Consider the following 13,025-nt stretch of genomic DNA (forward strand, 5'->3'; position numbering starts at 1 on the left):
CAGACATGACAGAGACATCGATCATCGAACTTCAGGGCGTCGAGAAACGGTTCGGCCGGTTCGTCGCGGTCTCCGACATGACGCTCAGCCTCAGGGCGGGCGAGTTCTTCTCGCTGCTCGGCCCGTCCGGCTGTGGCAAGACGACCGCGCTCCGGATGATCGCGGGGTTTCAGGAGCCGACCGCGGGCAAGGTCGTGATCGACGGCCAGGACATGGCGGGCATACCGGCCAACAAGCGCCCGACCAACATGGTGTTCCAGAGCTACGCGATCTTTCCCCACCTGAACGTCGGCGACAACGTCGCCTACGGGCTGCGCCATCGCGGCGTCCCGAAGGCGGAGATCGCCGCCCGCGTGGACGAGGCCTTGGGGATGGTCGAGCTGGGCGGCCTCCAGGCGCGCCGCGCGACCGAGCTGTCGGGCGGCCAGCGCCAGCGCGTGGCGCTCGCCCGGGCGCTCGTCATGCGGCCGAAGGTGCTCCTGCTCGACGAACCGCTCTCGGCGCTCGACAAGAAGCTGCGCGAGCAGATGCAGTTCGAGATGCGCCATCTGCAGCAGAACCTCGGCATCACCTTCGTCATGGTGACGCACGACCAGTACGAGGCGATGACGATGTCCGACCGGATCGGGGTCATGTTCAATGGCAGGCTCGTGCAGGTCGACCAACCGGCCGAGCTCTACGCCCGCCCCGGCAGCCGCGAGGTCGCGACCTTCATCGGCGGCATGAACCTCCTGCCGGCCGAGGTCCGCGCCGATGAAGGCGGCACGCTGACAGTCGAGACGCCCGGCTTCGGGACGCTCGGCATTGCCGAGAACCCCAAGGTGGCGAGCCGCGCGAAGCGGATCGTTGTCGGCATCCGGCCCGAACAGCTCGAAATCGCAGCCGAGAGGCCCGCCGACTACGACGCGACGGTCCGAGGCGAGGTCAGCGACGTCGCCTTCTACGGCGAAAGCGTGCATTACCGCGTGCGCATTCCCGGCATCGATGCGCCGGTCGCGGCCTCGGTCCCGAATTATTTCCATACCGTCGATCACAAGCCCGGCGACCGGGTTTGGCTCGGCGTCCAGGGCGCGTCGGTGATCGACCTCGGCGCGGAGGACAAGAAATGAAAAAGGGAGGAAAATGATGAAACACACGAATCTCGGGGCGCTCGCCCTCGCGACGCTGGTCGCGCCGGGCACCGCCTTCGCGGCCGGCGCGGATCTGTCGGTCTTCGACTGGTCGGGCTACGAGGACCAGGGATTCTTCGGCGCCTACATGGAAAAGCACGGCGAGGCGCCGTCCTACACCTTCTTCGGCAGCCAGGAGGAGGCCTTCACCAAGCTCCAGTCCGGCTTCACCGCCGATCTCGCGCATCCCTGTTCGGACGCCGTGCGCAAATGGGTGGCCGCCGACCTCATCCAGCCGCTCGATCCGTCGAAGCTGACCAACTGGGATGCGCTCCTGCCCGAGATCAAGGAGGTGGACGGCATCGTCATCGACGGCGAGGTCTACATGATGCCGTTCGAATGGGGCAACACCGGGCTCATCTACCGCACCGACAAGATCAGCGACGACCAGATCTCGCTCCAGCTGATGGCCGATCCGGCCTATCAGGGCAAGGTCGCGATCCCCGATGCGGCCTCGAGCGCCTATGCGCTGGCCTCGCTCGCGACCGGCAACAAGGACACCTACACCGACCTCACGGACGAACAGTTCCAGGCCGCCTCCGACTGGCTGCGCTCGGTTCATCCCAACATAAGGTTCTATTGGGCCGATGCCGGCCAGCTCGACCAGGCGATGGCCTCGGGCGAGCTGGAGCTGGGCTGGGCATGGAACCAGTCCGAGCTGAACCTGATCTGGAACGAGGTCCCGGCCAAGATGATGCGCGACGTCGACAAGGGCATCGCGACATGGGTCTGCGGCTATGTCCACTTGAAGTCATCGACCACGCCTGAGGAACAGATCTATGACCTCCTGAATGCGCTCTCGGACAAGGAAAGCGGCAAGTACATCATCGAGAGCTGGGGCTATCCGCACGCCAACGCCGAAGCGTTCGGCATCTCCGACCAGGAGCTGATCAAGACCTACGGCTTCGACGACGTCTCGAGCTTCTTCGAAGGCAGCCTGTTCTTCGACGCCGTCCAGCCCGAGCTTGAGGCGAAGATGCTGAAGGAGTTCGAGCGCATCAAGGCCGGCTTCTGACACGTTGACCGCCGGGGCGGCGCTCTCCGCCCCGGCCCTCCGACTTCCGAGACAAGGCGCGCTGATGACGGACGCGAACACATACGCTGTGCTCTTCGAACCGGTGCGGATCGGCCCCGTGACCGCCCGCAACCGGTTCTACCAGGTGCCCCATTGCAACGGTATGGGGCATGTCCGGCCGCGCGCCGAGGCGGCCAACCGCGGCATGAAGGCCGAGGGCGGATGGGCCGTCGTCTCGACCCAGGAGACCGAGATCCACCCGACTTCGGACCTCTCGCCTTTCGCCGAGAACCGGCTCTGGGACGAACGCGACATTCCGGCGCTGCGGCTGATGACCGAGGCGGTGCACGCGCATGGCGCGCTTGCCGCGATCGAGCTCGCCCATAACGGCAACCACGCGCAGAACCTCTTTTCCCGCGCGCCCGTCTTCGCGCCCTCCGACATGTCGCTCGACTACGCCATCCCGAAACAGGCTCGCGCGATGGACAAGGCCGACATTCGCGCCTTCCGCCGCTGGCACCGCGACGCGGCGCTGCGCGCCCGGGACGCCGGGTTCGACGTGATCTACGTCTATGCCGGACATCGCATGACGCTCGCACAGCACTTCCTTCTGCCGCACATGAACCAGCGCGGCGACGAGTATGGCGGCTCGCTCGAGAACCGCGTCCGTCTGACGCGCGAGCTTCTGGAGGACACGCGCGAGGCCGTCGGCGACACCTGCGCCGTCGCCTTCCGCTTCGCGGTTGACGAGATGCTGGGGGCAGACGGCATGCAGGCCGCCGAGGAAGGCCGCGCGGTGGTGGAGCTTCTGGCAGAGCTGCCCGATCTCTGGGACGTCAATGTCTGCGACTGGCCGAACGATTCCGTGACCACGCGGTTCCAGCCCCAGGACGGCTATCAGAACGACTACATCGCCTTCGTGAAAGCGGTGACGTCGAAACCCGTCGTCGGTGTCGGCCGGCTGACCTCGCCCGACCAGATGGTTTCGATGATCCGCAAGGGGATCGTCGACCTCATCGGCGCCGCGCGGCCTTCGATCGCCGACCCGTTCCTGCCGAGGAAGATCGAAGAGGGCCGGATCGACGAGATCCGCGAATGCATCGGCTGCAACATCTGCGTCAGCGCGGACACGCAGGGCGTGCCGATCCGCTGCACCCAGAACCCGACGATGGGCGAGGAATGGCGGCGCGGCTGGCATCCCGAGAAGATCGCGCCCAAGGGCCGGGAAGAGGCGGCGCTCGTCATCGGCGCGGGGCCTGCCGGGCTCGAATGCGCGATGCAGCTCGCCCGGCGCGGCTACGAGGTGACGCTGGCCGAGGCGCGGGCGGAGGCGGGCGGCCGGGTCCTGCGCGAAAGCGCTCTGCCGGGCCTCGCCGCATGGAAACGCGTGGCCGACTACCGACTGAACGACCTCGCGCAGCGCGCCAATGTGCGGCTCTTCACCGAAAGCCGGCTCGACGCCGACGCGGTCCTCGAACTCGGCATCCCGAACGTCTTCGTCGCGACCGGCGCCACCTGGCGGCGCGACGGGATCGGCCGCACGGGCCAGCGCCGCCCGCCGGTGATCGACCCGGCCGCGCGGGTCCTCACGCCCGACGACATCATGGACGGACGGACGCCGCCCGACGGGCCGGTCGCGATCTACGACGACGACCAGGCCTATCTCGCAGGCGTTCTCGCCGAAAGGCTGGCGGAAGCCGGCCACCACGTCGCCTTCGTCACGCCGGCGAGCGTCGTCTCGCCCTGGACCGACCTCACGCTCGAACAGGCGCGGGTCCAGGCGCGTCTGATCAAGCTCGGCGTCGAGATCCGCTGCACCCGCCAGATGCTCGCGCTCGGGCCGGACCGTATGCGGACCGCCTGCATCTATTCCGGCCGCGAGGAGGACATTCCCTGCGCCTCCGCCGTGCTCGTCACGGAACGGCACCGCGACACCGCGCTCTACGACGCGCTCCGCGACCGGGGCGGCTTCCGGACGCTGGAACTTATCGGCGACGCGGCCTCTCCCGGGCTCATCGCGGACGCGGTCTATTCCGGCCATCTCGCCGCGCGCAATTTCGAACGCGATCCCGGCGAGATCGACCGGGACTGGTTCCGCCGCGAGATGGTCGCGCTCGAACCCTGAACGAAGGATATGGCCATGAGCGAACTCGTATCACGCAGACCCCAACGCGGCGGCCGCGCCGCCCGCCAGGCCGCACGCGCCCAGGCGACCGGCAACGAGGCGATCCATGCCGGCTTGCCGGGCGGGCGCTATCGGCCGCTGACCGATGCGGACATGGCGCAGGTTCATGGCGCCGCGCTCACGGTGCTGGAGCGGACCGGTCTCAAGGACCCGATTCCGGAACTTCTGGACATCGTCCTGCCGAAGGGTGCCCGGCTCAATGAGCACGGCCGCCTCTGCTTCCCGCGTGCGCTGATGGAGGACCTGCTGGACGGGGTCGCAAGCGAGTTCTACGTCCATGCGCGCGGCGACCGCGCGGGCAAGGACGACATGCACTGCACTGCCCAGAACGTCTACTTCGCCAATTCCGGAACGGCAGTCACTACCTTTGATGCCAATACGAAAAGCTTCCGGCCATCGACACTGCGCGACATCTACGACTTCACCCGCCTCGTCGACCGGCTGGAGAACATCCACATGCTGGGCGACACGGTGCTCGCGACGGATGTGACCGACGACTACGCGCACGACATGAACATGGTCTACGCGATGCTAGCCGGCAGCCAGAAGCCCGCCTGCCTGACCTTCCGCGCGCGCGAGCACATTCCGCATGCGATCCGCCTTTTCGATCACGCCTCGGGTGGCGAGGGCAGCTTCCTGAAGAAACCTTCCGTCATCTTCGGCGGCTGTCCGGTCGTCTCGCCGCTCAGGTTCGGCAAGGAGAATCTCGAAATCATGATCGACACCGCGAAGCTCGGCCTGACAGTCGACCTCGCGGTGCCGCCCCAGGCGGGCGCGACCTCGCCCGCGACGCTCGCCGGCACGCTCGCGCAGTCGGTCGCCGAGACGCTCGCCTGCGTCGCGATCGTCAACCTCATCACGCCGGGCTGCCCGATCGTCTTCGCCGCCTGGCCATTCATCACCGATTTGCGCACCGGCTCATTCACCGGCGGCAGCGGTGAACAGGCGCTGATCTCCGCCGCCGCGATCCAGATGGGCAACTTCTACAACATGCCGACCTCGGTCGGCTGCGGCATGACCGACGCCAAGCTGCCCGACGCGCAGTACGGGCTGGAGAAGGCGCTGACCTTTACGCTTGCCGCCCATGCCGGTGCCAACCGGCTCTGCGAGTTCGGCGGCATGCTCGGCAGCCTCATGGGGTGCAGCTTCGAAAGCATGGTGATCGACGACGAGGCGGGGGGCATGATCCTGAGGACGCTGCGCGGCATCGAGGTCTCCGACGAGACGCTCGCCGTGGACGTCATCCATTCCTGCGCGATCGAGCCGGGGCATTTCCTCGGCAATACCCATACGCTCGACCACATGACGAGCGAGTTCGTCTTTCCCGAACTGATGGACCGCGAACGGACCGACACATGGGAACGCGAAGGCCGCACCGATCTCTTCGACCGCGCCCGCGCTAAGGCAGACACGATTCTGGACAGCCACTTTCCGAATCATTTCGGGGCGGCGGACGCGTACGTGCGCGAGGAGTTCCCGATCATCCTCGGCGCCGAGGAGATGAAACGCCGGGCGCCGCGCCCGCAACCGAAAGAGGGGGCAGCCTGACATAAGGGTGAGCGATATCGACCGCTCGAAGCGGTGGGACAACGCACATTTCCTGCATCCGTGGGAAGGCATGGGCGATCTCGGCCGGAACGAGCGCACCTTCGTCGAGGCCGGCGAGGGCATCCACGTCGTCAACGAGGAGGGCCGCAGGCTCATCGACGGCCCGGGCGGCATGTGGTGAGTGCAGATCGGATACGGCCGCGCCGAGATGGCCGAGGCCATCGCCGAACAGGCCCGGCAGCTCGCCTGTTCCTCGCCCTTCGGAAATACGAATTCCGTGAGCGCCCGTCTCGACCGAGAAATCGCCGCCCGGACGCAGGGCGACCTGAATACGTCTTCTTCACGACCGGCGGATCGACGGTCGTCGACACGGCCCTGCGCTTCGTCCAGTTCCGCAGCGACCTCCTCGGCTGGCCTGAGAAAAAGGTCGTGATCTCGCGCCTGAAGGACTGCCACGGCAGCACCTGCCTGGCCGCCAGCGTCAGCGGCAAGGAGCGTGACAAGCGTTTGCTGGACAAGGCCGAGGGGCTCGTCCATTTCCTGTCGGATCTAAACCCCTACCGCCGCCCCGCGGGCACCAGCGTGGCCGAGTTCCTCGACGCACGTGTGGCCGAGCCCGACCGCGCGATCCGCGAGATCGGCCCCGATCGGGTCGCGGCCTTCGTCGCCGAGCCGGTCCTCGCCTCGGGCGGGGTGTTGCGGCGCCCGAAGACTACCACCGTCGTTGTCTAGAGATTTGCTGCCGCCACGAGGTCCTTTGAATCTCGGAAGAGGTTGTCACGGGCTTCGGCCGGCTAGGCCACTGGTTCGCTTCCGAGCCCGTGTTTGACATCGTTTCCGACATCGTCAACTGCGCCAAGGGTATGATTTCGGGCTATCTGCCTATGGGTGCGGCGATCATTTCCGACCAGCCAATCGAGGATATCTCGGGCGACGGCGCTAAGGGGGCGACTTTCTCGAACGGCTAAACCTATTCCGGCCATCCAGTTGGCGCGGCGGCAGCGCGGAAGAACATCGAGGCCATCGAAGGTGAGGGCATCCTCGACCACGTCCGACGGATCAGCCCTCTCTTCGTCGAGCGTCTGCACGCGCTTCGCGACCTGCCGCTGGTCGGAGATACGAGGGGCATGGGGCGCATGGGCTGCGTCGAATGCGTGGCGGGGCCGCCGGGCATCGAGACGCTCGAGACTGACTTCGCGATCGGCGCCCGCTGCCGGGAGTTGGGGCTGATCGTCCGGTCCATCGTGAACATGTGCGTCTTCTCGCCGCCACTCGACACTTCAGAAAGCGAGATCGTACGGATGTTCGACATTCTCGCGAAGGTAATCCGGATTTCGGCGGACGATCTTGCCCGCGAGGGTCTCGTCGTGGAGGGCTGACGCCCTTCAGGGCCACTCCCGCGCCTCACCCCGCGCCGAGGGCGCTTGAAAGCCGCGCGATTTCCGGGTCCATTCGAGAGGCGGAAGCATCGGCAAGCGGGACACATCCTGCCTTCGCATGTGCGGCGCGATTGCGAAGGAGCCTTCGGGCATGTTCATCGGACTGGATCTCGGCACCTCGGCGGTCAAGGCCGTGGCTTTTCGCGATCACGCCGTCGTAGCCTCCGCCACCGCCGCGCTCGAGGTGGTGTCGCCCAAGCCGGGATGGTCCGAACAGGACCCGGCGGCGTGGATCGCCGCCTGCCGCGAGGTCCTGCGCGAACTCTGCGCGCATCTTGGCTCGGCCGCTTCCGATATTCTCGGCATCGGCCTTTCCGGGCAGATGCATGGCGCGGTGTTCCTGGGCGCCGACCGGAAACCGCTCCGCAACTGCATCCTCTGGAACGACAGCCGCTCCGCCGCCGAATGCGCGGAACTCTCGCGCCGCGCGCCGTCGATCGCCCAGACCGCCGGCATCCCGCCGCTGCCGGGCTTCACCGCGCCGAAGATCATGTGGCTCAAGCGGCACGAACCGGAAGTCTACGCTGCGCTCCGCCATATCCTTCTGCCCAAGGACTACGTCGGGCTCTGGCTGCATGGCGGGCTGGAGACCGACCGCTCCGACGCCGCTGGAACCCTGTGGCTCGACCAAGAAGCGGGCGCGTGGGACGTAGGCCTTTGCAGCGCGAGCGACTGCGACATCGCCTGGCTGCCGCCGGTCCATGCCGGAACCGAAGAGGTCGGCGCTGTGAGATCCACCGCCGCGGAGCAAACCGGCCTGCCCGCCGGCATTCCCGTCTTCGCGGGCGGCGGCGACGCGGCGACGGGCGCGGTGTCGGTTGGAGCGACGCAGCCGGGGCGCGGGTTCATCTCGCTGGGGACGTCTGGGCAGCTCTTTTTGTGCACAGACCAGCACCGGCCGAATCCGGACAAATACGTTCACGCTTTCGCCCACACGCTGCCGGACGGTTTCTACCAGATGGCGGCTATGCTCAACGGCGCGCGTCCGCTCGCCTGGCTCGCTGGCATCCTTGGATGCTCGGTCAAGGACCTCGTGGAAGAGGCTGTCCGGGCGTCGCCAGCACGCGCCCCGCTTTGCTTGCCCTACCTCACTGGCGAGCGCAGCCCTCACGGAGACCCAGATATTCGCGGCGCCTTCTATGGGCTCGAAGATACCGCCGGGCGCGCCGAGTTGGCCTATGCCGTTCTCGAAGCCGTCGCCTTTTCCATGGCCGATGCCACGGAAAGCTTCGGCGACAGCCTGGATGACGCGCCGCATTTGCTCGCCATCGGCGGCGGCACTCGCAGCGACGCACTGCTTCAGCTGATCGCGGATGTGACGCGACGCACGCTTGGCAGGGGCAAGAGCGCAGAGGCGGGGCCGTCGGTCGGCGCTGCGCTGCTTGCGGCGGCTGGGGCAGGGGCGATAGAGCTAACCGATCTCGCGCGCTCGCCGGATGTCGAGACATGGTTCGAGCCGTCAGACCCGTCCCCCGAGATTTTCGAGCGTCTCGATCGGTATCGCGAGCTTTATCGCTGCCTCAAGCAGATGCCGGCTTCCTCCGCTGCTGCGTCCGCCTCGCGCGCTAAGCCTACGATGCCAGCAGCGCGGCGGACGTAATCTGCATCTCCGCGCTGAGCGCGCGGATTCATAGCGTCAGCTCGATGTCGGAAGGGCATTGCGAAGCGCGGCTTCATCGAGCGGCGTGCCCTCATTTACGGCCATGCCGACGGGCGTGCAGTTCACGAGACCCGTCGCGCCCGAAGCCGCCTCCACCGCAGTGGTCGCGACGCCGATCTCTGGCGCGGCCATGCGCAAATCGGCCGCCAGTACCTCGGCCTTGGCCGGATCGAGTTCGAACAGTCGGATCCTGGTGGCCTTGAGCGCGACAAGGCCGAAGGCAACCCCGCGGCCCATCCTCTTCGAGTATCACTGTGTTGATCGCATCGACGGCCCGCACAAGCGGGTCATCGATCCGCACCTTCGCCGCCGCGACTTCCTTTTAGGGATAAGTGACGTTGATCCCGCGGTAGTCGCCCGTGGCGCAGTCGGCGAAGACCGCGTCGAAATCCTTGGAAAGGTCGTGCGGGATAAGACTGTCGTAGACGACGGTCAGCCCATGCTGCCGCCCCGCAAGTCGGTGCAGGAGAGGCGAGCGCGATCGGCTGACATTGTCGCCGATGAGGCCGAGATGGAATTCAGGCTTCTGGTGACGCTCGGACATGTGCTCGTCTTACGGCTTCTCCGTGGCGGCACGAGGCCTCGGACCTAGATGGCCCTCAGCCTGCTTCCAGCACCTCGCCAAGCGCATGCGGCGCTTCAACTGCACGAACGGCCGGATTTGCTGGCGCACTCAAAAGCGAACATACGGGAAAGACCGACAAAGACCATCACGGCAACGACGAAGCAGCTTCCTCGCGATCCGTCGTTTTCAAATCGCGAAGCACCCGGCGCATTGCGGCGACCAACGGATCACGTGTCTTGCTGAGGATCTGCAGCCAGTCGAACAGTGTGGGGTGTCTCGCCATTGTTTCCCGCAGGGCCGCCCCGAAGACCAGCGCAATTCCGTGCCGCATGAACATCGTGCGCGCCTGACCCGGCAGGCGGGTCCCGCCTACCGGATCGCCGGCACAGATTTAGCCTTGGCCGCAGCCACGCGTATCCTCCGATCCCAGCGTGACCAGCCCAGCCACAGCATAGCCCTCCCGTAGGGCAAGCTCGAGGACTCCGCAGAGCGTGGCCAGTGTCATTTGAATTTCGCGATCATGTCCTTGATGCCCGGGATCGTTTCGATTTGGTAAGCATGGGTCGGCTGAAAACACTGCACAAGCGGACGTTGGCTGAGCGCGCCGAGGTTAGTGAAGTAGTACCTTTCATAGCCCGGCAGAACGCAGCAAGGACAGTGGCCACGATTGACGCAGACGGTGGAACCGTCAAAGATGTGATCGGCATCGCGTCGTATCGCCTCTTCGCGCTACCCCAGTCGAAAATCGGCCGGCCGACCTTAGCCTAGTTTCCGGGACATAGGATGGGTTGCAGAAGTTCAGCAAATGCCGGAACGGCAATGTGCCTCATTGCTTCCTCAGTCGGATGCAGATGGTCGGGCAGCCACGCGGCACGCGTCTCTTCATCCAGAGCAAGCCAAGCGGCCGTGGCGTCGACCACCGAAAGGCCAAGTTCATCGGCGAGGTCCCGATAGATATTGCGGTAGGCTCGCTGGCCGGGCCTTTCCCACGCCTCGCGACCCAATGCGGGATTCATTGTGGCGAGGATGACCTGGGCGCCGTGGTGCTGCGAAAGTGCGATGATCTTGGAGTGGTAACTGCGACTCACAAAAACCGGGAAGCCGCGCCAAAGGGAAGCGTCGTTGCCTGCAAACGCGACGACGACTATATCCGGCCGGGCCTGTCGGAAGTGCTCGCGCAGCGAGGAAAGGCCCCAGGCGCTGTTCGCGCCAGCCTTCGCCAGCCGCATGACCGAAGCATCGGGATTGCAAGCGCGCAGCTGTCGCTCCAATTCCTCGACCCAACCGCCTCGCGAGATCAGGCTCGCCCCAACCAGAAGCACCGAGTTTGCGGCTTTGTCCGACGCGGGCCGCCGCGGCGCTGACGTCCGGCGCTCATCTTCGAAGACCGAGAAGTCCAAACCATAAAAAGCCAACGTTGCCACCACAAGCAACGGAGAGGCGACTGCAACAACGAGGAGAAGCGACTTCATGTGGCCTGCTCGACCTTAGGACGTCGCCATGACACGAGGGCTCGCACAGCGATTTCGGAGGTATTCGCCGAGATTGCCCTATACCCACAGGAGGATCAATGGCGCCGGGCAGCCGCGCTTGGCGACCGTCCGCCAGAGGTTGCCTCTGTCATTCGCGCAGTGTCATAGTCGCCGCAACCGCGCCTGACTCAAATGGAGCACATGACCGAATTCGCCAGCAGTCTCACTACACTCGATTCCCGTCTGCAGGGCATTGCCCGTGCGATGGGACTGCAGCGTGCATATTTCGACATGCGCGAGTTCGCACGCGCCCGTCTTATTGACCGCGTGGATCTGACCGAGAACCGGAACCACCGCGCGATCTTCGTTCATGTGCCGAAATGTGCCGGTACGGCGATCACCACCCAACTCCCGATTGCGCACGGCCACCGGTCTGCAGAGTTCCTTCGCTGGAAAGACCCTGCGTTGTTTGATGCCTGCTTCACGTTCGGCTTCGTACGCAACCCCTACGATCGCTTTGTCTCAGCGTTCCACTATCTGCGCTCCGACAAGACGTCGCGGCGAGATGCTGCCTGGGGGCTGCAGTTTCTCGGGCGCTACAAGGGCTTTGGAGACTTCGCCGAGGCGATGCTGGAGCCCGCGCGGCGCCGGCCCGTACTCGGTTGGCTGCATTTCTTGCCGCAGACATACTTCCTTTGCGATCGAAAGAATCGTGTCATCGTCGATTTCGTCGGGCGGCAGGAACGGTTCGCCGAGGATCTCGAAGAAGTGAATCGCCGCGCCGGGTTCAGCCTTGTGAACCAGCGCGTCCGGGCGGTCAAACGCGACGACTACCGCACCTTCTATACGCCGGACACGGCCCGGCTGATTGAAGAGATTTACGCCGACGATTTTGAGGTATTCGGCTTCCTGCGAGAAACCGGCTTCGCCAATGCGCCGGAGCGTGGCGCGACCGAGCAATCTTGACGTGGCTGCGTGGGTGTCGTGAGGCCAACTGAGGCTCGCGTCGCAGCGCGCGGACTTGGACCCGCAACCGCTCGTGCCGTCACTCTTACGGTCGGACCTGGATTACGCGGTGGCGCTCCTTGAGGCGCCAACTGCGCCGTCCAGGATCGCCTTCGCCGAAATCTTCGACCGGATGCGCGTGGCGGTCGTCCTGTCCTGTCACGCTCTCGCCTCCATGATCGATCGCCCTCGGTTAGCCTGATCCGCTCGATGCTGCAGCGCGCAGGACCTCAAGTGCAAACAAGCGCGGACGAGTGAGAGCAAAGCCGCAAACCTTTCCGCATCTTTGACACCTAGGCGCCGCTCGTCCTGCGGAAACGTGACCGGATACTTGCCGTCAGAACCGGTTAGGTTCAGGGATCAGCACTAAGTCATGCAGCGGATTTGTTGCCAAACGCGCAACTGTTGCGCCGGTGTCTGGAACTGAACGCGCACTTTGCGTTTGTTTGCGCTAGGCCTTCGTGCGTACAAAGCGCGCAAACCCCACGGTCGAGGACTAACGCTCACGATGTCACTGCTATCAGCGCTACGCACGATGGTGCACAGAAAAATCGTCCTGCCAGGCGTCACCTTCTACTACCGACGCCTTTACGGGATGGACCTCGGTGAAGACGTCAGGATTTCACTGGGGGCGCGGCTGGACAAGACCCATCCGAGGGGTATCCACATCGGCGACTGTACGGCGATCACTTCAGGGGCGGCCATACTGACGCACGATTTCGTCAACCGCGAACACCGGGAAGTATACATCGGTCGCAACTGCTTCATTGGGTATGGAGCAATCGTCCTGCCGGGTGTACGGATCGGTGACTCGGTCATAGTCACTGGAAACTCAGTTGTCGGGCGGGATGTCCCCTCCAACTGCGTCGTGATGGGTAATCCCGCCCGTGTCGTCGAAAACAACATCGTCACGGGCCCTTGGGGTATCCGTCTCGACAAGGGAAATGCACAACCTATTAAGCGGTAA

13 protein-coding genes and 3 pseudogenes are annotated in these 13,025 nt (G+C 65.2%); 10 read left to right on the forward strand and 6 right to left on the reverse strand.

Going from position 1 to position 13,025, the window contains the following annotated elements; translation table 11 throughout:
• The first annotated feature begins 5 nt into the window (after positions 1-5).
• From DEA8626_RS16335 to xylB, 8 genes and pseudogenes are all read left to right on the forward strand, one after another.
• Positions 6-1,109, forward strand: coding sequence for an ABC transporter ATP-binding protein (locus DEA8626_RS16335; RefSeq protein ID WP_108854666.1), 1,104 nt, complete (start codon positions 6-8; stop codon positions 1,107-1,109).
• 16 nt (positions 1,110-1,125) lie between these two features.
• Complete coding sequence (locus tag DEA8626_RS16340) at positions 1,126-2,184, forward strand: ABC transporter substrate-binding protein (RefSeq protein ID WP_108854667.1); 1,059 nt, start codon at positions 1,126-1,128, stop codon at positions 2,182-2,184.
• 64 nt (positions 2,185-2,248) lie between these two features.
• Positions 2,249-4,309: an FAD-dependent oxidoreductase gene (locus DEA8626_RS16345; protein WP_108854297.1), complete on the forward strand. Its 2,061-nt coding sequence runs from the start codon at positions 2,249-2,251 to the stop codon at positions 4,307-4,309.
• A gap of 15 nt (positions 4,310-4,324) precedes the next feature.
• On the forward strand, positions 4,325-5,917 hold the full coding sequence (locus DEA8626_RS16350) for a trimethylamine methyltransferase family protein (RefSeq protein WP_108854668.1): 1,593 nt from the start codon (positions 4,325-4,327) through the stop codon (positions 5,915-5,917).
• 7 nt (positions 5,918-5,924) lie between these two features.
• A complete protein-coding gene (locus DEA8626_RS21710) occupies positions 5,925-6,098 on the forward strand; it encodes a hypothetical protein (RefSeq protein WP_306418115.1) in 174 nt (57 codons plus the stop codon).
• The gene (locus DEA8626_RS21715; RefSeq protein WP_306418116.1) at positions 6,095-6,649 is read left to right on the forward strand and encodes an aminotransferase class III-fold pyridoxal phosphate-dependent enzyme; all 555 of its coding nucleotides are present in this window, start codon (positions 6,095-6,097) and stop codon (positions 6,647-6,649) included. Before DEA8626_RS21710 ends, DEA8626_RS21715 begins: the two co-directional genes overlap by 4 nt.
• Positions 6,650-6,738: 89 nt before the next feature.
• Positions 6,739-7,296, forward strand: a pseudogene (locus DEA8626_RS21720) (aminotransferase class III-fold pyridoxal phosphate-dependent enzyme).
• A gap of 151 nt (positions 7,297-7,447) precedes the next feature.
• On the forward strand, positions 7,448-8,956 hold the full coding sequence (gene xylB / locus DEA8626_RS16360; protein WP_181366490.1) for a xylulokinase: 1,509 nt from the start codon (positions 7,448-7,450) through the stop codon (positions 8,954-8,956).
• 36 nt (positions 8,957-8,992) lie between these two features.
• Here xylB and DEA8626_RS21395 read toward each other — a convergent pair whose 3' ends face one another.
• The 6 genes and pseudogenes from DEA8626_RS21395 to DEA8626_RS16380 all read right to left on the reverse strand — a co-directional run bounded on the left by DEA8626_RS21395 (position 8,993) and on the right by DEA8626_RS16380 (position 11,053).
• Complete coding sequence (locus DEA8626_RS21395; RefSeq protein WP_245890894.1) at positions 8,993-9,253, reverse strand: hypothetical protein; 261 nt, start codon at positions 9,251-9,253, stop codon at positions 8,993-8,995.
• A gap of 85 nt (positions 9,254-9,338) precedes the next feature.
• Positions 9,339-9,560 (reverse strand): hypothetical protein, encoded by a 222-nt coding sequence (locus DEA8626_RS21400; RefSeq protein WP_245890895.1) that lies wholly within the window; start codon positions 9,558-9,560, stop codon positions 9,339-9,341.
• A gap of 166 nt (positions 9,561-9,726) precedes the next feature.
• Complete coding sequence (locus DEA8626_RS16370; RefSeq protein ID WP_108854299.1) at positions 9,727-9,918, reverse strand: hypothetical protein; 192 nt, start codon at positions 9,916-9,918, stop codon at positions 9,727-9,729.
• A gap of 35 nt (positions 9,919-9,953) precedes the next feature.
• Positions 9,954-10,086: pseudogene (locus tag DEA8626_RS21405) on the reverse strand (class II fructose-bisphosphate aldolase); the annotation flags it as partial.
• Positions 10,083-10,289 (reverse strand): annotated as a pseudogene (locus DEA8626_RS16375) (5-deoxy-glucuronate isomerase); the annotation flags it as partial. The pseudogenes DEA8626_RS16375 and DEA8626_RS21405, both read right to left, overlap by 4 nt.
• Before the next feature lie 56 nt (positions 10,290-10,345).
• Positions 10,346-11,053: an SGNH/GDSL hydrolase family protein gene (locus DEA8626_RS16380; RefSeq protein ID WP_108854301.1), complete on the reverse strand. Its 708-nt coding sequence runs from the start codon at positions 11,051-11,053 to the stop codon at positions 10,346-10,348.
• Positions 11,054-11,254: 201 nt separating this feature from the next.
• Here DEA8626_RS16380 and DEA8626_RS16385 point away from each other — a divergent pair, with 201 nt between their 5' ends.
• Complete coding sequence (locus tag DEA8626_RS16385) at positions 11,255-12,019, forward strand: sulfotransferase family 2 domain-containing protein (RefSeq protein ID WP_181366491.1); 765 nt, start codon at positions 11,255-11,257, stop codon at positions 12,017-12,019.
• A gap of 547 nt (positions 12,020-12,566) precedes the next feature.
• The gene (locus DEA8626_RS16395; protein ID WP_108854304.1) at positions 12,567-13,025 is read left to right on the forward strand and encodes an acyltransferase; all 459 of its coding nucleotides are present in this window, start codon (positions 12,567-12,569) and stop codon (positions 13,023-13,025) included.

The sequence above is a fragment of the Defluviimonas aquaemixtae genome (assembly GCF_900302475.1).
Lineage (GTDB): Bacteria > Pseudomonadota > Alphaproteobacteria > Rhodobacterales > Rhodobacteraceae > Albidovulum > Albidovulum aquaemixtae.